Origin of the sequence: Thermococcus sp., from assembly GCF_027023865.1 — an archaeon.
Lineage (GTDB): Archaea > Methanobacteriota_B > Thermococci > Thermococcales > Thermococcaceae > Thermococcus.
Map to the genome: position 1 here is coordinate 23,835 of NZ_JALVUC010000019.1, position 22,551 is coordinate 46,385.

General features: G+C 52.7%; 19 protein-coding genes, 1 tRNA gene and 1 pseudogene. 9 read left to right on the forward strand and 12 right to left on the reverse strand.

The window, feature by feature from the left end; genetic code table 11:
- Positions 1-41: 41 nt before the first annotated feature.
- On the forward strand, positions 42-221 hold the full coding sequence (locus tag MV421_RS05765; RefSeq protein ID WP_297417572.1) for a hypothetical protein: 180 nt from the start codon (positions 42-44) through the stop codon (positions 219-221).
- A 70-nt stretch (positions 222-291) separates the two neighbouring features.
- Entirely contained in the window at positions 292-1,170 is an 879-nt protein-coding gene (locus MV421_RS05770) for an MBL fold metallo-hydrolase (protein ID WP_297503594.1), read from the forward strand.
- Between the two features lie 56 nt (positions 1,171-1,226).
- On the opposite strand, the gene cas4 is transcribed toward MV421_RS05770, so the two are convergent.
- Together cas4 and MV421_RS05780 are read right to left on the reverse strand one after the other, a co-directional pair.
- Positions 1,227-1,865: a CRISPR-associated protein Cas4 gene (gene cas4 / locus MV421_RS05775; RefSeq protein ID WP_297417686.1), complete on the reverse strand. Its 639-nt coding sequence runs from the start codon at positions 1,863-1,865 to the stop codon at positions 1,227-1,229.
- A 173-nt stretch (positions 1,866-2,038) separates the two neighbouring features.
- Complete coding sequence (locus MV421_RS05780) at positions 2,039-2,374, reverse strand: hypothetical protein (protein ID WP_297417683.1); 336 nt, start codon at positions 2,372-2,374, stop codon at positions 2,039-2,041.
- 126 nt (positions 2,375-2,500) lie between these two features.
- Between MV421_RS05780 and MV421_RS05785 the strand changes: the two genes are divergently transcribed.
- Positions 2,501-3,349 carry a class I SAM-dependent methyltransferase family protein gene (locus tag MV421_RS05785; protein ID WP_297417566.1) on the forward strand — a complete coding sequence of 283 codons (849 nt, stop codon included), beginning with the start codon at positions 2,501-2,503 and terminating at the stop codon, positions 3,347-3,349.
- 99 nt (positions 3,350-3,448) lie between these two features.
- The gene (locus tag MV421_RS05790; protein WP_297417563.1) at positions 3,449-5,350 is read left to right on the forward strand and encodes an aldehyde ferredoxin oxidoreductase family protein; all 1,902 of its coding nucleotides are present in this window, start codon (positions 3,449-3,451) and stop codon (positions 5,348-5,350) included.
- 431 nt (positions 5,351-5,781) lie between these two features.
- Here the strand turns inward: MV421_RS05790 and MV421_RS05795 are convergent.
- The 5 genes from MV421_RS05795 to MV421_RS05815 all read right to left on the reverse strand — a co-directional run bounded on the left by MV421_RS05795 (position 5,782) and on the right by MV421_RS05815 (position 10,055).
- A tRNA-Val gene (locus tag MV421_RS05795) sits at positions 5,782-5,859 on the reverse strand.
- Between the two features lie 38 nt (positions 5,860-5,897).
- Positions 5,898-7,640, reverse strand: coding sequence for a tRNA guanosine(15) transglycosylase TgtA (tgtA, locus tag MV421_RS05800; RefSeq protein ID WP_297417560.1), 1,743 nt, complete (start codon positions 7,638-7,640; stop codon positions 5,898-5,900).
- Positions 7,641-7,674: 34 nt separating this feature from the next.
- Entirely contained in the window at positions 7,675-8,604 is a 930-nt protein-coding gene (locus MV421_RS05805; RefSeq protein ID WP_297518149.1) for an inorganic phosphate transporter, read from the reverse strand.
- Between the two features lie 71 nt (positions 8,605-8,675).
- Positions 8,676-9,722 carry a glycosyltransferase family 2 protein gene (locus MV421_RS05810; RefSeq protein ID WP_297417557.1) on the reverse strand — a complete coding sequence of 349 codons (1,047 nt, stop codon included), beginning with the start codon at positions 9,720-9,722 and terminating at the stop codon, positions 8,676-8,678.
- 24 nt (positions 9,723-9,746) lie between these two features.
- Positions 9,747-10,055 carry a hypothetical protein gene (locus tag MV421_RS05815; protein WP_297417554.1) on the reverse strand — a complete coding sequence of 103 codons (309 nt, stop codon included), beginning with the start codon at positions 10,053-10,055 and terminating at the stop codon, positions 9,747-9,749.
- Between the two features lie 91 nt (positions 10,056-10,146).
- On the opposite strand from MV421_RS05815, the pseudogene MV421_RS05820 reads away from it, so the two are divergent.
- Positions 10,147-14,349 (forward strand): annotated as a pseudogene (locus MV421_RS05820) (DEAD/DEAH box helicase).
- Between the two features lies 1 nt (position 14,350).
- Here the strand turns inward: MV421_RS05820 and MV421_RS05825 are convergent.
- Positions 14,351-15,052, reverse strand: a complete 702-nt coding sequence (locus MV421_RS05825) for an ATPase domain-containing protein (protein ID WP_297503596.1) — start codon at positions 15,050-15,052, stop codon at positions 14,351-14,353.
- A gap of 106 nt (positions 15,053-15,158) precedes the next feature.
- On the opposite strand from MV421_RS05825, the gene MV421_RS05830 reads away from it, so the two are divergent.
- Positions 15,159-15,455 (forward strand): hypothetical protein, encoded by a 297-nt coding sequence (locus MV421_RS05830; RefSeq protein ID WP_297503598.1) that lies wholly within the window; start codon positions 15,159-15,161, stop codon positions 15,453-15,455.
- Positions 15,456-15,493: 38 nt separating this feature from the next.
- On the forward strand, positions 15,494-16,420 hold the full coding sequence (locus MV421_RS05835; protein WP_297417542.1) for an SDR family oxidoreductase: 927 nt from the start codon (positions 15,494-15,496) through the stop codon (positions 16,418-16,420).
- 235 nt (positions 16,421-16,655) lie between these two features.
- Here MV421_RS05835 and pfdA read toward each other — a convergent pair whose 3' ends face one another.
- The 4 genes from pfdA to MV421_RS05855 form a co-directional block, all read right to left on the reverse strand.
- Positions 16,656-17,099: a prefoldin subunit alpha gene (pfdA, locus tag MV421_RS05840; protein ID WP_297417678.1), complete on the reverse strand. Its 444-nt coding sequence runs from the start codon at positions 17,097-17,099 to the stop codon at positions 16,656-16,658.
- Positions 17,100-17,161: 62 nt separating this feature from the next.
- Entirely contained in the window at positions 17,162-18,052 is an 891-nt protein-coding gene (locus MV421_RS05845; protein WP_297503599.1) for an ATP-binding protein, read from the reverse strand.
- Entirely contained in the window at positions 18,052-18,927 is an 876-nt protein-coding gene (locus tag MV421_RS05850) for an ATP-binding protein (RefSeq protein ID WP_297417536.1), read from the reverse strand. Before MV421_RS05850 ends, MV421_RS05845 begins: the two co-directional genes overlap by 1 nt.
- Before the next feature lie 134 nt (positions 18,928-19,061).
- Positions 19,062-20,015, reverse strand: a complete 954-nt coding sequence (locus tag MV421_RS05855; protein WP_297517999.1) for a radical SAM protein — start codon at positions 20,013-20,015, stop codon at positions 19,062-19,064.
- 90 nt (positions 20,016-20,105) lie between these two features.
- On the opposite strand from MV421_RS05855, the gene MV421_RS05860 reads away from it, so the two are divergent.
- Together MV421_RS05860 and MV421_RS05865 are read left to right on the forward strand one after the other, a co-directional pair.
- Positions 20,106-21,743, forward strand: a complete 1,638-nt coding sequence (locus tag MV421_RS05860; RefSeq protein ID WP_297417529.1) for a bifunctional aspartate transaminase/aspartate 4-decarboxylase — start codon at positions 20,106-20,108, stop codon at positions 21,741-21,743.
- Entirely contained in the window at positions 21,744-22,373 is a 630-nt protein-coding gene (locus MV421_RS05865; RefSeq protein ID WP_297417526.1) for a class I SAM-dependent methyltransferase, read from the forward strand. It abuts the gene before it with no gap.
- Positions 22,374-22,551 lie beyond the last annotated feature (178 nt).

Genomic DNA, 22,551 nt, shown 5'->3' on the forward strand with positions numbered 1-22,551 from the left:
GCGGTCGCACGGTGCGACCCGTCTACAAGGAGGTGTGTGAAATGGCCGAGATGGTAGTCAAGAGTAAGGTTAAGGAGGCCGTTAAGGCTGTCGACCCGGGAATGAGGGTCAACCCGGAGTTCTACGACGCCCTTGAGGCGGAACTCAAGGTTCTCGTCGAGAAGGCCGTCAAGAGGGCGCAGGCCGAGGGCAAGAAGACCCTCTACCCGAGACACATCTGATTCCCTTCTCTTTCCTTACCTTCCATCGGTGCCCTTTTATGAGGAAGTGCCTATTCTTCACGGTGGTTATATGGGACTGAGAAAGCTTAGTGATTCTGCTTACCTGTATCCTGGAAGCCCATCAACTTTCATCAGGGTTTTTGATGATGGGGCCGTTCTAATCGACCCCGGCCACGGAAAGGGTCGGCACAAGGATCTGGGGAGGGAAGTGCGAAAGCTCGGGCTCGAGATAAAAGCCCAATTAGCGACCCACGGGCACGCTGACCATGTGGCTGTGGCACCAAGAATAAGCGCGCCGCTCTTCATACACCGCTTCGAGTTCTCGGTGGCAGAAAGCCCGCTGAACAGAGAGCTACTCACCTTTGGCTCAAAGGCTCCAGGAGGTTTCTTGGTCTTCCAGTTCCCGGAGGGGGTGAGGGTTCACACGGTCTTTGAGTGGGGTGATGAGCTCTTCGACCTGAAGGCTATCAGGCTCAACGGCCATTCACCGGGGATGACAGGCTTCTTGGACGGGGAGAACGGAATAATCTACGCCGGTGACTCCTTCTTTGGCGAGAGGGTCATCCAATCGGTTGGACTGCCCTATCTCGTTGACCCAGAATTATTCAAAACTTCAATTAAAGAATTACAGAATTATGTGGAAAAGAGCTACTTACTCATTCCATCACACGGGAAGCAGGTTAATGGAGAGGAAGCGACGGAACTGCTTGAGTTCAACCTCACACGAGTGGAAGAAACCAAATCCCTCATTCTGGAGCTTCTGAAAACTCCCATGCCAATGGACAAGTTGGCCTTCAGGATAATGAAGCACTACAGCGTCCAAATAACTCCCCAGAAGCTTGCCCTTAACCTCGTTCCAGTGAGGGCATTCATAGCGGAGCTGTACAATCAAGGGAGGATAGATGCTGTGGTGGACGAAGGGCTTAAGTGGGTGGTGAAAAAGGGGTAGCTTTGTGGATAGAACCCCAAAATTTTCCCAATCTTCGTGATTGGCGACCACAAAAATCACTCCTCATCGGGATAACACAGGTACCTGTAGGGGCAGAACTTGCAGGCGTAGGAGTACTCACCCCTCGGCGGCTTCCCCCGTTCGTAGGCCTTTTTGACCCTGTAAAAGTGTCTCAGCGTCTCCTTGAACAACCTATCGTCGTAGGGCACCTCAAAGGCCTTAAAGTTCGGTCCTTTGACTATGGGAAAGCGAGAGAAGTCGATTTTGCTTATGATCTTCATCGGCTCGTCGTGGAGCTTGATGTAGTAGAGGTAGCCGTATTCCGCCTCGGCCCAGCGCATATAGATGTTTAGCTGAGCCATGTGATAGTCGTAGGGCTTACCTGGGAGGCTGGTCTTTCCCTTAATTTCGATAGGGAAGTCACCTATGGCGTCTATCCTTCCGTGTATCTCAAAGCCTAGTCTGTTGGATCTCAGTATTAAATGCTTCTCAAGCTCGAAGCCGAAGCGCTTCTTCAGGATATCCCCGAGGACATTGTGGGTGTTGATGCCCTGGTTTAACCTGATTTTGACGAACTCGGGCCACCTCTCGGGATAACCCTTGAGCCTGAAGTATACCCTCCTTGGACATATTAAAGCCTCGCTCGCGTAGAACTCCAGGAATCCGTCGTTTTCATTGTTCCCGTTGCCGCTCATCGATTTCCCTCCAGGAACGGGGCGGGTCATCGGCCCGCGAACCTCGCCACCCCTGCGTCAGCTAATACCGACGTCATCACCCATCAGACTGGGCAAGGGTCGTCATCCGCTTGGGGAGTTAAGCCTAACCCGGCATTTAAACCTTTGGGAGAAACGAGGGGAGAAAATGAATACTAGAGAATCGGTCTTCTCCTCCTTTTGAGCGAGTAGCTCAGCCCGTAGGCTGGCCAGAGACTCGGGGGCTGCTCATAGTGGTGCAGGTTCCTCAGTATCTTCTCCGCGGTCTTGAGATTCTTCGCTCTGACCCTCAAAACACCCTCATTGAGTTCAACAATTCCCTCCGAGAGGCGCAGACGGAGCTTCGAGCCCTCCACCTCAGGACGGGCCTTCATGAGAAGCTCATGGTATTCCTCGTATGCCTCCCTGCTGAGCCTCTGCTCGAGAAGTACGGGTTTTTCACGCGGTTTAAACAGGCGGGAGAACCAACTATTCGGTGGTTCATCATCCATACCCTTCATCTACCTCCAGGTATCTCTTAATTCAAACTCCGTTCATAAGTTTTTAAGGCTTTCCCATCGATTTTTGACGAAACGGCGGGAGGAACGCTTTTAAGGGGTTTGGAAGGATTATCACCGATGCCACGGAAAAGCAGAACGCAGCTCATAAAGCCGCGCATAAGGGAAATCCTCTCCCAGGAACTTCCAGAAGGGCTAGTTCAACTACTCCCAAAGCACTGGGTTCAGATAGGAGACGTTCTCATCCTTCCGCTCAGGGAGGAGCTTGAACCGTACAAGCGCCGCATCGCCGAGGTCTACGCCGAGGTTATAGGTGCCAAAACCGTTCTCAGAAAGGGTCACATCTCCGGCGAGTTCCGCGAGACAAACTACGAGCTTCTCTACGGCCGTGATACGGTAACGATCCACGTCGAGAACGGGATCAAATACAAACTCGACGTTGATAGGGTCATGTTCTCACCGGCCAACGTCAAGGAGCGTGTCAGGATGGCAAAAGTGGCAAAGCCGGGGGAGCTGGTCGTTGACATGTTTGCTGGAATAGGTCACCTTAGCCTCCCGATGGCAGTTCACGGAAAGGCCCGCGTTATAGCGATAGAGAAGAGCCCATACACCTTCAGTTTTCTGATTGAAAACATCGAACTCAACGGAGTGCAGGACAGGATGACAGCCTATAACATCGATAACCGCGACTTTCAGGGTGAGAACATCGCGGACAGGGTTTTAATGGGCTATGTTATCAAAACGGCAGAGTTCATACCGAAGGCTTTAAGCATAGCGAAGGACGAGGCGGTGATCCACTACCACAACACTGTCCCTGAGAGATTGAGGCCAAGGGAACCCTTCGAAACCTTCCAAAGGATAGCAAAGGAGCACGGCTACGAGGCGGAGAAGCTCAACGAGCTGGTCATTAAACGCTATGCCCCTGGGGTCTGGCATGTGGTCGTTGATGTGAGGGTGTTCAAACAGTAGCAGATAACAGTTGAGCTTAACTCGGCTCTAATGTGAAACGCTTCCTTTTGCGAAGACCTTATATCCCTCAACCCGAAGGATTTTCGAGGTGATTCTGATATGGAGGCGAAAGGCGGTTATTGGGGTAGGATTCTAAGGGTCAACTTAACTACTAAAGAGGTCAAGGTCGAGCCACTCCCAGAGGAGTTCCCTAGGAGATACCTCGGGGGCGTAGGTTTCGGAACCAGGGTTCTCTACGATGAGGTTCCAGCTAAAACTGACCCGCTTGGTCAGGAGAACAAGATGATAATCACGCCGGGTCTCTTCGTTGATACTGGCATAGGAACCGGCTCAAAGACGGCCTTTAACTTCAAAAGCCCGCTTACCGGCGGTTACGGCAGATCTATGGCCGGTGCACAGCTTGGTGTTCAACTTAAGAGGGCCGGCTACGACATGCTCATCATCGAGGGGAAGAGCGACGAGTCAATGATGATTGTCATCGAGGATGACGATGTCAAATTCGCCCCCGCTGATGGTTACTGGGGCCTCACCACAGGAGAGGCCAGGGCCAAAGCAAAAGAGGAATACCCGGGGTTTGCAACGGCCTTTATAGGTCCGGCCGGCGAGAGGCTGAGTTTTATCTCAACGATCGAGACCGATGAGAGGCAGGCTGCTAGGGGCGGCCCCGGAGCCGTCCTTGGGAGCAAGAAACTCAAAGGCATACTCGTAAAGGGAAGCAAGAAGGTCCCGATAGCCAACCCCAAGAAGCTCCGTGAACTTATCAGGGAGTGGGCGATGGTGTTTAAGGATCACCCCGCCACCAAGGCCGACATGGGGTACGGAAGCGGCGAATTCCTCGACTGGATGAACCGTGAGCGCGGCACCTTCCCTGTTAGGAACTGGCAGATGGGCTTCTTCAAGAAGGCCTACGAAAAGGCCAAGGAGGAGGGAAGAGAGCACATAGGCATCGATCCCTACTTCTGGGCGCCGAGATACCGGGCCGGCAGGAGGCCATGCCCGATGTGCAACAAGCCGTGCAGCCAGTACGTTCACGTTGAGAGCGAGAAGTGGGGTACCTTCGAGGTCGACGGACCGGAGTACGAGACCCTCTACTCCTTCGGCGGCGTCCTTGAACTGGACGACTTCGAGACCGTTGCTTACCTCAACAAACTCGCTGATGAATACGGACTTGACACCATCTCGGCCGGCGTTACAATAGCCTGGGCTATGGAGGCCTACGAGCGCGGTCTCCTCACCAAGGAGGATACAGATGGCATTGAGCTCACCTTCGGCAACGGCGACGCGGCCGTTCAGGCCCTCAGGAAGATGGCGCTACGCGAGGGCAACCTCGGAAAGCTCCTTGCAGATGGTGTCAAGAGAGCCAGCGAGCGCTTGGGTAAAGACAGCTGGAAGTTCGCCATGCACGTTAAGGGCATGGAACCGCCAGCCTACGACGTCCGCGGCATAAAAGGAATGGCCTTAGCGTTCGCCGTCAATGTCCGCGGTGCCGACCATCTCACCAGTGGTGCCTATGGGGCAGAGCTGGTCGGCAAGTGGTGGAAGTTCGACAACATCGACAGAACCAAGGGGGAGAACAAGGGATTCGAGATTGCCTTCCACGAGAATCTCATGGCCGTCTACGACGCCACCGGCACGTGCAAGTTCTCAAGGCACATGTACTTCCTTGAGGGCTTCCCACCGCTGATTGAGGCCGTCACCGGCATGAACATCGACGAGGCCGAGCTGATGGTCATTGGCGAGAGAATTATGAACATCGCCCGCGCTTTCAACGTCCGCGAGGGCTTCAGCAGGAAGGACGACACCCTACCGTACAGGGTCATGTGGGAGCCAATACCAGAGGGAGTTAGCAAGGGACTCCACGTCCCGCCGTGGGAGCTCGACAGGATGCTGGACGAATATTACCAGGCCCGTGGCTGGAGCAGAGACGGCATCCCGACCAGGGTCAAGCTAATAGCTTTGGACCTCCCAGACATCGCGGAGGACATTGGGGCGGGGATCTGATTCTTGGCCCCTTTTTCTATAACCCTGCCAAGCAAAGTTTCACCGAAGGTTGCGATTTTCCGCTAAAACGTCCCCCTGTTTAAGGATTTCATGTTGTTAACCACGGGGTTAACTTCCCCCTGACGCCCTACAAGCTTTCCGTCAACGCTTTGCGAAGCAAGCAAACTTTGCAGTGCAAAGTTTGGTCAAAGAACAAACTTCCGCCAAAACCTCCCGGAAGGAGTTTGCATGTCTTCTAAGATTGCAGGCCCAAAGTGGGTCTGTATCTGAAAAGGCAAGCTAAATTTTGCTTCAACTTCTCTCAACGCTAGGAGGGTGCTTTATAGAGTGAGACTCTCATCAGAGAGTAAGTGAGTAAAAACCCTCTCAGAAACGTAACTTGTAGAAAGGCACCTCATTTTTCCACCAGCGCTTGCTCTGCAAGGGCTAAATGGTGGGCCCGCGGGGATTCGAACCCCGGACCTCCACCTTGTAAGGGTGGCGTCATAACCAGTCTAGACCACGGGCCCGCCCGATATAAGAGAAAGAGGGAGAGTTATAAAATTTTCTACTTTTCCACCCCCCTCCTCACCTTCACGGCCAGTCCACTCTGGAAGACCTTCAGCTCCTCGCCGCTGAGGAGCGTTTGGCCTGTCGCGAGGAGTTCGTCCCTCTCGCTTACCACCAGAACCTCGTCGTAGGGCCGTATATTTGGATCGGCATCGACGATGAACTTGGCGAAGACATTCTTTCCCTTCCTCGCGAAGGGATCAGCATCCTCGTTGACAACGACGCGCATCTTTGGGTATGGCAGGATCTCGTGAAGCCTCCTTGCCCCTTCAATGCCAAGCGTTAGAAGGCCGTCCTCCGCGCGGAAGGTTGCAAGGTGCTTGCCATTGACCTTTATCTGTCTTGGCATTCCTGTCTTCCTTGAAAGCTCAACGAAGGCATCTCTAAACGCCTCGCCGGCCCCTTCTCCAAATTGATATTCGGCAATGATCATAATGTAGTTCCTCGCCTCCCCCTTTCTGGGCTTCTCTATCATGAAATCCTCCTCGCCTTCGCTCTGGGCGAAGGGGTAGCTCAAGCTGAGATACTTTGGAATCTCCCCGAATATCGGATGCTCTACCGTCTCCGGGAACTTACCCTTAACCCGCTCGGCCCTCTCCCTTGCCCTAACAGCCGTCGGCCACCTCATGGATTCCTCGCTCACCTTGAAGAACGCACTGGCTTTAGTTGCGGGCTCGTTCTTCTCGAGGTAATCTCGATACTCAAGCAAGCGCTTGTAAGCGGCATAAAGCTTGGGGTGGGAGCGGGCGCGCTCATCAACTAGCTCCCAGAGGGTTCCCTCTTTTATCGCCTGTTTCACGCGGTTGAGCTCCTCACGAAGTACCCAGAGGTTGTGGATTGCCAGAAGCCTCGCCCTCTCCTCCTTTGGCATCTCCATGAGTTCCCCCGGGGTGTAGCGGGAGCAGACGGGGCAGGAGCAGGGGAAGTATTCAAGTTCATCCAAGCGCTTCGTCCCCTCAGGAGTTAAATACCGGTCGTCCTTGGCGTAGAGGGCGTAGCTGGCCGAGTCAAAGAGGTCTATCCCCATCGCCACTGCCAGGGCAAAGATCATCGGATGACCAGCACCAAAGAGGTGAACCGGTCTGTCCGGCCTCAGCCCCTGCTTTGAGGCAATAATGACATCGACCAAATCACGGTATCGGTAGCTCTCCATCAGCGGGACGACGGCGCCAATCGGGTGGATTTCAAAGTTCATCTCACCCAGTTCCCTCGCGGCGTAGGTTCTCAGATCAGGGTAGGTAGAACCCTGAACGGCCGCGTTCATAGCTATCTCCCTTATCTCCTCGGCCTCTCTAGCCCTCTCCAGCGTTATTCTGAGGTCCTCCTCCGCCTTCTCCCGCGGAGCGTCCGGAGGGGTTGGTACGTCGAGGAAAGTTCCCACGTCAACACCAATGTCATGCTGAAACTGAACTATCTCGCGATTAGTAACTTCAACGTCTCCGTAGCGCATGAGCTGGAAGGAACCGGAATCCACCTCGATTATCCCACCATAGCTGAGTAGCTTATGAATCCCTTCTTCCAGCGCCCTCTCCCTCAGCTCGGGCGTCTTGTAGATGATGTAAGAGTTCGTGATGATCATCCCAAAACCCATCTCTTTGAGTTCTTTCGGGGTTACCATGAGCTGCTTCGGGTTGACCACGGGCATTATGACTGGTGTTTCCACGGTTTTTCCGTTGATGGTAAGCTTTCCTATTCTTCCGGCGGCGTCCCTCGCCTTGACCTCGAACTTAAAATCAACCATCTCACAACACCTCCCATGGAGTATGGTTGGGGCTTTAAAAGCCTGCGGAGGAGAAGAGGTTTATGAGGATGAATGCTAGGATCCCTGCAAAGAGGGGTGCCTCAACCCAGCTCTTGACGATGTCCGTAAGAACCTTTTTGTTGACCTTTTCCCCCTTATAGACGCTCAATCCGCTGATAGCGCCGACGACGGCCTGGCCCGAGCTGACTGGAAGTCCAAAGAGGTTGGCTGTGTTAACGGCTATCGACGCCCCGAACTGACTTGAAAACGCCGAGGTAGGGCCAAGGGGAGCGATGTCCTTCCCGATCGTCATCATAACCTTATAGCTGAAGGTGAGGGTTCCAAAGGCCATTATGAGGGCCAGGAGGGCGTTGGGGTTTGACATTCCACCGGCCTTCGCAAGCCCTATAACGTTTGAAACCTCGTTCGTTCCCAAGTTGAAGGCAGAGTACGCGGAGGCCAGAAATACGAGCCACTTCTGGGTAAGTTCAAGGTTCTTGAGGCATTTTATCCGCTTGAGAAGGGGGTTGTAAATCTTGTATACTGCTATAGCCAGAAGGGACGCAAAGACCGGCGAAAAAAACCAGGCAGAGATTATCTTGCCTATCATCCACCAGTTCACGGGGAGGCCGAGGGCCAGCGCCGAACCTATCAGGGCACCGATTATGGACTGGGTTGTTGATATAGGCATGCTGATGAGACTTGCAAGCGTCACCGCGGAGGCAGCGCTAAAGAGGGCCAGGGCAACCTGGGCCGTTGTTAAACCTTCAGCCAGTCCCGTTATAGTCCCCGGAACCGCGGAATGACCTATGACCGCCCCGAGCGTCGTGAAGACCGCTATTATGAGCACTGCCCTTTTGAAGCCAACTATACCGGAACCGACGGCGGTTCCAACGGCCTTTGCGCTGTCATTGGCACCAACGGCCCATGCCATAAAGAAAGCCGTTGCGATGACCGCTATCATTCCCCGTCCCTCTATATTCTCTATATAGTCTATGTAGCACATGATTGGACATTTAAAAGGGTTTCGGTGGATCAACACCTCTCAAGAGGCAACTTTGTATATCCATAGATGTGGAGGGAGAGATAAAAAGCTGCCCAGAACCAGACGATTAGCGGAAAAAGCAGGGCGTTTAAAAACCCCCCGCCTTCAACCACTGTTGGGACTAGCATCGTGAAAGTCTCAAAGCCCCACCATAGAACAAAGAACCACCAAAGGCCCGTTAAAAGAAGCACCGGCGGAACCAGTACATCTAAAAGTGCCACCGCATCTCCTATGAGCAGAAAACCCCAGTTCTTGGTGAAGCCCCCACCGAGGTTCCGCAAATCGCCGAGGAACCAGCGCTTCCTCTGCTGCCAGAGGGCAGGAAAGGAACGCGGCATTTCCGTCCAGACTCTGGCCTTTGGGCTGTAAACCACCCTCCCGAGTCCTTTCATGGCCTTAGTCGTCGCATAGTCCTCCACGCTGTCCTCCACGAATCCATTTATCCTCCCAAGGGCTTCCCGCCGGAAGGCCGCTATCGGGCCGGGGGCGAGACTCAGGTTCTCAAGCTCTTTTGCCCTGCGGAACATGGCTATCCTCAAATGCTCGACATCCTGTGCCCTCTCAATGAAAGAGTCACCCAGAACGCGGACCTGTCCGCCGACAGCCACAATCTCATCCGAGTAAAAGCGCCTCACGAGTTCTTTAACGGCGTCTCGCTCAAGGACGCTGTCCGCGTCCGTTGTGACTATGATCTCACCCGAGGCCTTTGAGAGGCCGAAGTTCAGGGCCTTCGCTTTCCCGCCGTGCTCAATCCCGTAAACCTTCAGGCGGGGATCTCGTACAGAGGATGTTACCTCAAAAGTCCCGTCCTCGCTCCCGTCGTCAACTGCGATGACTTCAAAATTAGGGTAGTCCTGCTCAAGGGCTGAGTTCACTGCCTTCAAAACCCCCTTCTCCTCGTTGTAGGCGGGGATGATTACCGAGACCCGAGGGCACCATTTTGAAATCCTGTAATCACCGAAGAGACCGATTATATAATTGACGAAGAAGTAGCCATCCCAGAAGAGGATAATTCCCAGGGCAACCAGCAACCACATGGGTGGGGATTGTCGGGGAGGCTTTTAACCGTTGTCCCCTACTGAGAGAGCAGGTCTTTCTCCGAGTTTATACCTAACAACGTAGCGCCCGTGTTCAAACCCGTCTTCCTCCGCTTCAAGAACATCAATCGGCTCAAGCTCAACTCCGAGCTCTATTGCCTCCCACTTGATGTCTTCGAAGTAGTCGTAAAGACCGCAAGTGGCGCAGAAGGAGCCTTCAAACTCAATGATGACCTCATTGCCCTCCAAGTTCAAAATCCTCACCTCCGCCTCGCTGCCGTGGAGCCTGTTGAACTCGAAAAGAACCCTCTCAAGATTCTCCCTCGTGTTCATTCTCTCACCGGTTTGAGTTTCAACACACCACTTAAAAAGTTTGTTAAGGCAACCGAATAGTTTAAAAATCCAAGCCAGAGAATGGAGATCGATGAGTGAGAGGGGGATAAGACGGGCAGAGAGAGAATACACAGACGGGGAGATATTTTCTATCCTCAGCGAGCCTGTTAGAGAGTGGTTTAAGCGGAAGTTTGGAACCTTTACCCCACCACAACGCTACGCGGTAGTGGAAATACACAGGGGGGAGAACGTTCTAATCTCATCGCCAACGGGCTCCGGGAAGACCCTATCCGCTTTTCTCTCGGCAATAAACGAGTTGATTCTCCTTGGAAAGGATGGAAAGCTTGAAGACAAAATTTACGTCATCTACGTTTCACCCCTTAGAGCGCTCAACAATGACATCAAGAGAAACCTTGAAGGTCCACTGGCGGAGATAAAGGAGGTGGCAGGAGAACTTGGCTATGATTTACCCGAAATCCGCGTTGGCATAAGGACGAGCGACACCTCAAGTTACCAGAAGAGCAAGATGGTGAGGAAGCCCCCGCACATTCTCATCACAACGCCGGAGAGTCTGGCAATAGCACTGAACGCCCCAAAGTTCCGTGAGAGGCTTAAGACTGTAAAGTACCTCATCATTGACGAGGTCCACTCCTTAGCCGAGAACAAGCGCGGAACTCATTTGGCTCTCAGTATTGAGAGGCTTCAAGAGATGGCGGAAAGAAACTTCATTAGAATCGGCTTGAGCGCGACAATACACCCTCTCGAGGAGGTCGCAAAGTTCGTCTTCGGATTTGAGGATGGAAAGCCGAGACCGGGTCTCGTCGTTGACGTCAGCTTTGCCAAACAGACCAGGATAAGTGTGGAAAGTGCCGTCGAGGACCTGATATACACTCCGGCTAACGTTTTAAGTGACGCCCTTTACTCCAGACTGGCGGAGCTTATACGGGCCAACAGGACGACGCTCATCTTCACCAACACGAGGAGCGGTGCAGAGAGAGTCGCCTTCAACCTGAAGAAGCGTTATCCTGAGTTTGAAGGGTTGATAGAGGCCCACCATTCGAGCCTCTCACGCGAGGTTCGCCTTGATGTTGAGGAGAAGCTGAAGAGGGGCGAGCTTAAGGCAGTCATTTGCGTCTCTGGAGACTCGAAAATTCTAACCGAAGAAGGCCCCGTTGAGATTAGGGAGCTAAACGCCTCGGGAATTACTGGGGTGGATTCCCTCAGGACGAAGTTCGTGAAATTCAAGGAGCCACATAAAGTCCCCTACAACCGCAAAGGCCTCAGGATTAAAACCCGGCTTGGCTTTGGGATAGTGGCAACTAGGGAGCACAGGTTCCTCACCGTGAGAGACGGGGGCTCAAGTGGATTCAGGCTGGAGAGCTTAGAGAAGGGGACTACCTCGCTGTAGTTAGGAGGCTTCCAAGTCCGGGGAGGGAAGTCTCGATTTTTGAAGTCCTTCCCGATGCAGCTTACCTCCATCTCAAAGGGGGCTTTCTTCAGGAGCTTAAACTCTCGATACGGGCAAAGTTTGGCTCGGTTAGGAACTATGCACGCCACAGAGGATGGGATACCTCTTATCTCACCAAGCAACTCAACGGCGTTTATCCCTTTAGATGGAGCAGGTTGAAAGCCATTATAAAGGATGCAGGGCTTGAAATAAGCGGAGAAGACGTTGAGAGAATAACCTCCGGCAAGGATCGTTACACCCTGCCCCTTACCTTCACTCCAGGAATGGCCAGACTGTTGGGCTTCTGGATGGCCAATGGTTCGTGGAAAAGCGGAACCCTGACCCTGTTCTCGACTGATAGGAGAATGCTCGAAAAGTACGGGGTGCTGAGTAAAGCAGAATTCGGCGTCGACGGGATTATAAGGAAGCAGAACGAAAGCACATGGGCGCTTGAGATTCCCTTCGTCCTGCTTCCAAGAATTTTCAAGGCCTTAACGGGGAACTCGAGAAAGAAGTCAAAGAGGGGAGTTTTCCCCTCAATAGTTTACGTTCTCCCAGAGGAGCACAAGAGGGAGTTTTTGGCAGGCCACTTCGACGGAGACGGCTACCTTAAGGTCAAGGATGGACGGATCTATTCGGCAGGCTTTTCGACGTTCAACAGGAACTTCGCTGAGGGGATCAGAGACGTCCTCCTTCAAGCCGGAGTGGTCTCTTCTATCAGGGTCAGAGATTACGATGAGGTTCAACATTTCAAGGGCAGGGAGATAGCGAAGAAAGGGGCCGCTTATACGGTGGCCGTCATCGGAGGGGAGTACCTCGGACGGTTCTTCGGGAAGATACGGCCCTGGAGGAGCGACCTCTCCAACTGGGAGGAACTCTATTCTAAAGGGTACTCAAACCTCGACGTCATTCCTGGAATTGGAGAGCGCCTGAGGAAACTCCGGAAGAGGCTTGGGATAAGCTCATACCACCTTCAGAAGACGGGACTCTACAACCCAATAAGAGTTAAGCTTGGAAAGCGAGAAATCAGCAGGAGAAATCTCCTAAAGCTCCTTGAAGCGTATGAAAAAGAGGCAAAGGATAAAGGGATGTATGAAGTTCTGGGAGAGATTGAGGAACTGAGAAAACTCGCCGAGGGTGACGTATTCTTTGACAGGATCACATCACTTGAACCCGCTTACATTGATTATGCCTACGGAATAATAAACTCCGAGACCGGGAACTACGTCGTGAACGGCTTTATCTCGAAAAACAGCTCAACAAGCTTGGAGTTAGGGATTGATATCGGAACTATTGATCTCGTTGTCCTCATCGGTTCGCCAAAGAGCGTGAACCGTGCGTTACAGCGCATCGGGAGGGCCGGTCACAGGCTCCACGAAGTCAGCAGAGGGGTGATAATAGCGCTTGACAGGGACGACCTCGTCGAGGTTACTGTTTTAGCACACAACGCCAGGAATCGGCGGCTCGACAGGGTTAAGATACCAAAGAATCCCCTCGATGTACTGGTGCAACACCTCTTAGGTATGGCACTTAACAAGGTGTGGGATGTAGAAGAAGCCTATCACGTTGTAAGGCGCGCTTATCCCTACTGCGAGTTACCCTTTGAGGACTTCATGAGCGTCCTCAAGTACCTCTCCGGCGGTTATGAGGGTCTTGAAGACAGGAAAGTCTACGCAAAAATATGGCTTGAGGACGGTCGTTTCGGAAGGCGCGGCAAGATGACGAGGACGATTTATTACATGAACGTTGGAACCATCCCCGATGAGGCTAAGATTCGCGTCTACACGATGGACAAGCAGATGATCGGGACCGTTGAGGGGGAGTTTGCCGAGAGGTTAATGCCCGGTGACGTCTTCGTCTTAGCCGGGAGAACTTACGAGTTTGTGAAGAGCAGGAGAAACAGGGTATACGTAATCCCGCGCGAAGGTGTGAAACCGACCATCCCAGCCTGGTTCTCGGAGATGCTTCCGCTCAGCTTCGACCTTGCCCTTGACATACAGCGCTTTAGAGGGGAGGTCAAGGGACTCATTAACAGAAAAGATAACAGAAAAGACACGGTTAAGGTGCTCATGAGGAGATACAACATAGACGAGAAAGCGGCGAGGGCGATTATTGCTTATTTCCGCGAGCAGACAAGGTATTCAACCGCCCCGGATGACGAGACGGTTCTAGTTGAGGAAGTCGAAAAGGAGGAAACCTGGGAGTACTTCTTTCACACCCTTATTGGAAGGAGGGCAAACGATGCATTGAGCAGGGCCTTCGCCTACGCTATAAGCAAATGGAAAGGCTGCAACATCGGGATAGCGATAAACGACAACGGCTTTCTCCTGAGGGTTCCGAAAGAGGCGAGGCTCTCAGAGGGGGGAGGTGAGGGAGCTTTTCCAGATTGAGAATCTAAGGGAAACCCTCCGGAGGGCGCTGGACAACACCGAGCTTTTGAAGAGGCGTTTCAGGCACGTGGCCAACCGCGGATTGCTGATCCTGAGGCGCTACGTTGGGAGAAGTAAACGGCTCGGAAGGCAGCAGGCCATGGCAGTTACGCTCCTCAGGGTTCTCAAGGAGAACCATCCAGACTTCCCGCTCCTCAGGGAGGTCTACCGCGAGATTATGGAGGACAAGATGGACGTTGAAAGCGCCGAGCTATTTCTGGGCTGGGGTAGGGAGGGTAAGATTGGGATGGTTTTTGAGAGGAACGAAGTTCCAAGCCCGTTCGCCTTTAATCTAGAGGCGATTGGAGCGAGTGACGTGGTTCTAATGGAGGATATGAGGGAGCTGATAAAGGCCCTTCACAGAAAGATAATGAGGATGATAGCAGTGGAGGATCAAGGACAGGCGGAAAAGCAGTAGTTCACGGGAGGGTAAGAACGCGGTCGTGGTAGACCACTATGCCGTGGTCGGTTATCTCGTAGGGACGGACGGTGGGGTCGAAGCCGCTCCCGCGGAACTTCGTTATCCTTATGCCCCTCGTTAGCTTCCCCTGGATCTCGAACATGCGCATCTTAATAACACCGTTGACGAGGTATTCCTCGACGTCCGTCCTCTGAAGCTCGGAGGTTATCAGAACCGTGGTTTTTAAGTGCCCCATGGTTTTGACAAACGTCAGAAAGGCACGCCTGTAGTCCAGTTCCTTGGTGGTCGTGAGCTTCAGCATGGTGATTGGATCGAGGATAACACGGTGGTAGTAGCGCTGTCTAAACTGCTCCTTTATCGCCGTCAGCATCTTATCCATCCCTTCCGCGAAGGACTCAAAGAAGTTCTCCATCAGGACATAGCGCTCGGCGGCCGGTGTTGCGTCAATTATCGTGAGGTTGGAGTTCGAGAGATTGAAGCCAAGCCGACTCATGTCCGTTCGTAGGTTCTCGGAAGGTTCCTCAAGAGTGACGTAGAGAACGTTCTCACCGTTGGCTATCCCGGCCATTGCGAAGTGCATTGCAAGCGTTGTTTTTCCGGTTCCAGGAGAACCCTTTACCAGGTAGACCCTGCCGGGGATTAAACCGCCTCGTGTCATTGAATCCAGCCCTGGAACGCCGGTTGATACCCTATCACTCATTGCGGGTTTCCCTCGTTAGTCTAATATCAGTATTAACATATAAGAACTTTTTGCATAACCTTTGAGTTTCAGATAATCTTAAAGGAATGTTGAACAAAAATATTCCGTGGTGTCGATGAAGGAGGAGAAAAAACTTCGCCTGATAATTGAGGGGGACGCCCTGAAGGTAGTCGACTGCACACAGGACGAGATCCTCTGCGAGTTCACCTCAGACGAGCTGGCGGAGATAATACAGTTCAGGTATGCAACACCCTGGAACAAAAGTAAAGACATCATGGAGAAGCTGACGTACATCCTCGACGACATTCTCAATGCTTATGTTAACTCTGAGGATATCCCTCTTAAAAAAGAGGACATCATGAAGAGGGTCAAGTTCCGCGTTCATAGCCAGACGGAGGAATAACTTAAAAGCTCCTTGAAGTTCTCCCAACCGGTGAGAGAATGAGGAACAAGCTCGTAGTTGTTACGGGGGGGGCAGGGTTCATAGGCTCTCACATCGCCTGGGAACTCGTTAAGGACAACGATATAGTCGTGATCGACAATCTCCAAACCGGAAAGGAGGAGAACGTTCCAGCGGGGGTGAAGCTCGTAAAGGCGGACATAAGGGACTACGGCGCGATAGTCGACCTAGTAATGCAGGCGGACTACGTCTTCCACGAGGCAGCCCAGGTGAGCGTCGTTGAGAGCATCAAAGACCCTCTCCTTACTGAGGATGTCAACGTCGTAGGCACGCTCAACATCCTCAAAGCCCTCCTTGAGGGCCACGGGAAGCTGGTCTTTGCGTCTTCCGCGGCAATCTACGGAGACAACTCCCACCTCCCGCTTGTGGAGACAGAAAAGCCGAGGCCGCTCTCACCCTACGGCGTCACGAAGGCAACCGCTGAGGAATATTTAAGGGTCTTCCACGAACTCTACGGCCTGCCGGTCGTTGCGCTCCGCTACTTCAACGTCTTCGGTCCGAGGCAGAGCGCCAACCAGTACGCCGGAGTGATAAGCATCTTTATAAACCGCGCCCTGAAGAACGAGCCGTTGATAATCTTCGGCGACGGGAGGCAGACACGCGATTTCATCTACGTAAAGGACGTTGTTAAGGCAAATATCCTCGTCGCGGAGAGCAGAAGGGCGAACGGACGGGTATTTAACGTTGCCACCGGAAAGCAAACGAGCATCCTTGAGCTTGCCCAGAAGGTTGTGGAAATAACCGGCGCAAACTCACCGATAACCTTTGACAAGCCCAGACCCGGCGACATAAAGCACAGCCTCGCTGATATAAGGGAGATCAGGAAGCTCGGCTTCGAGCCGGAGTGGTCGCTGGAGGATGGACTGAAGAAGACGGTGGAGTGGTACGCTGTGAAGCGTGAAGGTTAGTTTTGGGGAGGAGAGACATAAATCCAGTCTCTCCCCACCGTAAACAGCAAGACTTTCAAAAGGAAAATGTAAATATCAAAAACCAGCTATTGGAGAAAATCAGCTTAACCAAAACGTCGTTGCCAGGGATGTAAGAATCGTAAGCAAGGAAAATAACTGGTAGTTCACTCTTTTATTTCACGTAAACTTGAGTTTGAGGCTCAAAAACCATTCTATACCATCAAAAGGAAAAATATCAACGGCCAACACTGAATCCCGTTCCGCTCTTCTCCTGGAGGGCTTGCGCCTTCTTAGCTAACTCACCGAGCTGGGCTTCGAGCTTCTTAAGGCCCTCCTGGGTCTTTGCTATGGCCTCATCGTACTCCCTTATGCGCTCCTCAAGGTAAACCACCGCATCGTCGAGGTTCTTCTCAACAGCATAGCCCGCTCCAACGCTCACTATTGCGTTCTCTCTGTCGAGGATGAACCCCCTGAGGAACGAGCCTGCCCCTATTGGAACCAGTATCTCGGGCTTCTCATCTTTGACCTTCTTGAGGCCCTCAATGGTTTCCTTAACGGCCTGGAACTCGTTTCTTCCCATCGTAAGCAGATCAAGGTTCTGGGCCAGGAGCTGGGCCTGGGCCTGGAGGAGCTGGTACTCGTAAGCAAGCCTCTCAAGCTGTTCATTTGCCTCCGCCATTTCAACCACCGGGAGAACTTGGTAGGGGTGCTTTTAAGGTTTGGGTTGGAAAAGGGAGAGAGTCAGCCGAGTATCTCTTCCCTTATCCGTCCGGCTATTTCGCGCAGGGCTTCAGCCGCTCTTGAATCCGGGAAGGTCTCGACAACGGGTTTCATCAGGGTCATGCTCTTTGGAATGGCTTTATCGTAGGGCACCTCGCCGAGTAGGGGAATCCCCTCGCTCTCCGCCCACTCATTCAGCGCGGTGAAGCCGGGGTTGAGATCAGCCTTGTTGACTATCAGGTAAGCCGGTTCCATGAAGTGCTGGACGATCTTGTAAGCCCTCTGGACGTCGGAAAGGGAAGCGGGGGTTGGCTCGGCGATGAGTATCGCGATGTCCGCACCTCCAAGGCTTGCTATTACCTGACAGCCAATTCCGGCTGCTGAATCGACGATCATGTGCGCGAGGTTAAACTCGTCCATTATCTTCTTGGCCCACTCTTTCTCTTCTGTGACGAGCTTACCGCTTTCAGGTCTACCGACGTCGAGTTGGGCTGAGATTATCGGAAAACCATAGGGGGTGGTCGCCTTTTTGATGACTCCCGAGCGAACCTCCTCAAGGGTTATCGTACCAGCAACAGGACAGACGAGGCCGCAGACGTTGCAGCCCTCACAGGTTAGCTCGTTGACAACGTAGTTGCCCTTATCGTCGATGTAGATGCAGCCGTAGGGGCACCTGTCCTTGCAGATTCCACACCTAATGCAACTCTCCGTGTTTATTCTTGCAACCTTAGCTCCTATGTGCTCCCTCTCCTCTTCCCACTCATTAACGCCGAGGAGAAGGCCAAGGTTGGGTGCTTCAGCGTCAGCATCAACGGCGATAAAGCTGTAATCATCCTTGAGTAGGTAGAGTAGTGAAGCAGTTATGCTGCTCTTCCCAACACCGCCCTTACCGCTCGCTATCGCCACCTGCATCACTCACCACCTCCTAGGAACGAGAGAACTCTCTCAGCAAGTTCCCCAAATATTTTCGCCTCTTCCGAGGTCGAGAGTGCTATAGGCCTACCCTCAACGTAGCTCCTAACAATGGACTCGCTGTATGGAATCTCTGCAACGACCTCGGCGCCGTACTCCTTAGCCAGCTTGTAGACCTTCTTCCTGTCTCCGAGGTCCGCCCTGTTGATCACGATCCAGGTCGGGATGTTCATCAGCCTCCCGAGTTCGAGGATAAGCTCCGTGTCGTGAATTCCGAGGGGAGTCGGCTCGGTAACGGCTATTAAGAGATCCGAGAACTCAACGGCCTTGGAAACGGTGTTTCCCGTTCCCGCGGCGGTGTCAACAAGGAACAATCTTCCACTGTGAACCTTCAAGGCCCTCTTCTTTGCCTCAACAACGAGGGGCATGGAACGCTCTTCACCCTCCCTCAGGACGCCGGTAATGAGCATGAAGCCGTAGGGCGTTGGGGTAGCGTACGTGTGGCCAATCAGCCTCTGACCCTCAAGTATCGCGCCCGGAGCGGGACAGATTATCTCACATGCACGGCAGCCGGAACAGAGGTTCGGCATTAGGAACGGTGTCCCGTCCTTCAGCGTTATAATCGCGTGCTCCTCGCAGACTTCGGCGCACTTTCTACAGCGGGTGCACTTGGAGTAGTCGAAGCGCGGCATGAACTGCATGACCGGCTCCTCGCTGGCCAGCTCGACCCCAAGGAGAAGGTGGTCATTGGGAGCCTCAACATCAAGGTCGGCCATCGTAAGTTGAACGCCAAGCTTTCTGAGCGCAACGGCAAGGTTAACGGCCACAGTTGACTTTCCGGTTCCGCCCTTTCCACCACTCACCGCTATCTGCAAGTTCTCACCTCCGGAGTTAGGGAAGCCGAATTCCTTTTAAGGTTTGTGCATAAGCACAGAAGCTCAACGGCAGGCCACCATTTCCCACCTTAACGGTTAAGACTCTCAGAAGGAAAAGTAAAAATGGGGGGATTTCAGGGTTTTTCCCTGCTCTTCAACCTGCGCATGTAAAACTTCCTCCCGTTGTATTCAAGCTCTATGAGCTTCCCCTCGTGTACGAGCTTCTCAACGACGTTCCAGTCAGCTTTAGCTTTTCTCAAGAACTCTTCAACGGCATCTTCCCTCATGGGATGGACTGAAGTAATGCTCAACAGGTCCTCCTCAACGTTTCCGGTGAAGGCGAAGGCATTGCCCTCGTAGCCTATTAGGTATTCAATGTGTTCCTCACCGAGCTTCTCGACAAAGGTCTGGAATGCGTGGTTTATCGTCTCTTCACTCGCCGGTTTAACCCAGCTTTCAGCTGGAGGTCTCGTGGGTATGGCTATGTAAGCAATGTCCGGCTTAAGCTCCGCCAGGAAATCCGCTATCCTCTCGAACTCGTCGCCGTAGTCTATTCCGTCTATGAGCATCGTCTCGGTGACCACCTTCCCCTTAAATGCCCTCCTGAACTCGAGCATTCCGTTCAGGATTTCCTCAAGGCGGAGGCTCTTGTGAGGCCGGTCTATCCTACGCCAAAGACCTTCATTGACGGTATCAACCTTCAGTGAGACGAAATCGAGCTTCAACAGGTCTTCCCCAACGTCCTCGCGCCAGATGAGTGATGCGTTTGTTAAGGTTGCCAGCCTTATCCCAAGCTCCCTGAGGAGGTCTATTTCCCTCCCAAGGTTTGCATCAAGGGTTGGTTCTCCATCGGGGACGAAGGTGATGTAGTCGATTTCCTCCCCTCTGTTAATGGCCTCGTTGACCTTCTCCTTAACCTCCCTGAATATCAGCTCCGGCTCGTAGAAAGGCTTTCTCTCAATTTCCATCCTGAGGGTTCTTCCTATCTGGCAGTAAACGCAAGCATAGGTGCAGACCTTGTCCGGGATGTTGTTTACCCCAAGGCTTTTCCCAAGTCTCCTCGACGGAACGGGTCCGAAGGCTATCATACTATCACCAGAATTAGGTCAGCCTAAAAGCGTATAAGGTTTTGGGGCATCTTTATATTGAAAGCGGAGGACTTAAGATGGGTGTTCAAGATGGTGGGGTACGGTGTAAACGAGGACGTTCTCAAGAACCTGAAAAAGCTTGATGAGCTCAGCCCCTTCGAGTTCAAAGACCTGCTCATAAAACTCGCAGGGAGAAACTCCGATAAGATAATGCTAAACGCCGGCAGGGGAAACCCCAACTTCCTGGCCTTGGAGCCAAGGCATGCTTACCTCCAGCTCGGCAAGTTCGCCCTGAGCGAGTCGGAAAGGCACTTCGGTTATATGGGGGAGCTCATAGGTGGCCACTGTGAAGAGGAAGGAATAGAGGCACGCTTTGAGATATTCACCCGGAATCACTGGAGAGAGCGGGGCACTAAATTCCTGAACTCTGCGGTGAGCTATGTGAGGGATTATCTTGGCCTTTCGGCCGGTGAGTTCCTTTGCGAGATGGTTCAGGGTTACCTTGGATGTGATTATCCGTCTCCGCCGAGGATGTTACCATTGGCGGAGCAAATCGTGAAGAGGTACCTCATGAAGGAGATGGGGGCAGGCTATGACCTGGGCTACTCTATAGTTGATGAAACCCAGCTTTTCGCGGTTGAAGGTGGAACTGGGGCGATGGCGTATCTCTTTGAGTCCTTCAAGGCCAACCGTATCCTCAACCCGGGTGATAAAATAGCCATAGCGGTTCCGATATTCAGCCCCTACCTTGAGATACCAAAGCTTGACCAGTATCAGCTTGAGATCGTGGAGGTTAAGGCCGATCCCGAGTCGGGTTATCAAATACCTGACGAGGAGCTTGACAAGCTGAGAAACCCGGAAATAAAGGCATTCTTCCTCGTTAACCCCGGAAACCCAACGGCTGTGAAGCTTGAGGAAGAAACCCTCAAGGGGATGAGGGAGATAGTTAAAAAGGCGAGGAAAGACCTCATCATAATAACCGACGACGTTTATGCCACGTTTGCTGAAGACTTCAAGTCAGTCTACTCCATCCTGCCCCACAACACGATACTGGTGTACTCCTTCTCCAAGTACTTTGGGGCGACGGGCTGGAGGCTCGGCGTCATAGCACTCCACAGGGATAACGTCGTCGATAGGTTAATAGCAAACCTTCCTGAGGAGACAAAGGCTGAGCTGGACAAGAGATACGAAACCATAACCCCCAACCCGAGAGAGTTAAAGTTCATGGACAGGCTCGTCGCGGACAGCAGAAACGTGGCTCTGAGGCACACCGCTGGCCTGTCAACACCACAGCAGGTTCAGATGGTTCTCTTCGCACTCTACGGCCTGATGGATGAGGAGGAACACTATAAGAACGCCGTGAGGAGAATTTTAAGACGCCGCTACAGAGCCCTCTACCGCGGCATTGGCCTCAAACCCCACGAGAATTCAGACTGTACCTACTATTATACGCTCATTGACATGGAGGAGCTTAGCGAGAGACTCTATGGAAAAGAGTTCTCGAAGTGGTTTATGAAAAACTTCCCGCCCGAGGAGTTTATGATAAGGCTCGCAAAGGAGGCGGGGGTTGTCCTACTGCCGGGTAGGGGCTTCGAGGTTCCGCATCCCTCGGCGAGGATCTCGCTGGCGAACCTGAGGGAGGTTGACTATCTCACTATAGGGGGGACGATAAGAAGGATCCTCGACGAGTACTACGAGGAGTTCGTGAAGAGGAAGGGGGAGGAATGAATGCCCAAGACGGAGCCCTTTGAAAGACACAGGGACAGGTACGAGAACTGGTTCAAGAGGCACTCCTACGCGTACCTTTCGGAGCTTGAGGTGGTCAAGAGACTCCTACCGAAGGAGGGAAAAGGGGCTGAAATTGGCGTTGGAACTGGAAGGTTCGCTTCACCCCTTGGAATAAAGCTCGGGGTTGAACCTTCAAGGGCAATGGCTGAGATCGCTAGGAAAAGGGGAATTGAGGTTATCGAGGGCACTGCTGAGGCCCTTCCCTTCCCAAACGAGAGCATGGACTACCTCCTGATGGTTACCACAATTTGCTTCGTCGACGACCCAGAAAGGGCACTGCGCGAGGCCTACCGCGTCCTGAAGCCAGGAGGGGCTTTGATAATAGGCTTTGTCGATAGAAATAGTCACATCGGGAAGCACTACGAGGAACACAGGGAGGAGAGCCTCTTCTACCGCGACGCAAGGTTCTTCTCGACGGAGGAGCTCCTCGAACTGCTCAGGAAAGCTGGTTTCAGGGAGTTCAAGATGGTACAGACCCTCTTCCACAGGCTCGATAAAGTGAAAGAGGTCGAACCCGTCAAGCCAGGCTACGGTGAGGGGAGCTTCGTAGTCATAAAGGCCGTGAAATAGTGGCAATAATTTTATTCAATGAAAACGTTCCTTTAATGTAAGTTATTTATAACTTAAGTAGGGATAGTGTATCATCCGTGTAATATGGAGTGGTGGAACCATTCATCCTTAAAAGGGGAGAAGTTTGGGGGAGAGTCTCAGGGCCGATAAATAGGGAATTCTGGAGTTTGTCATTTAC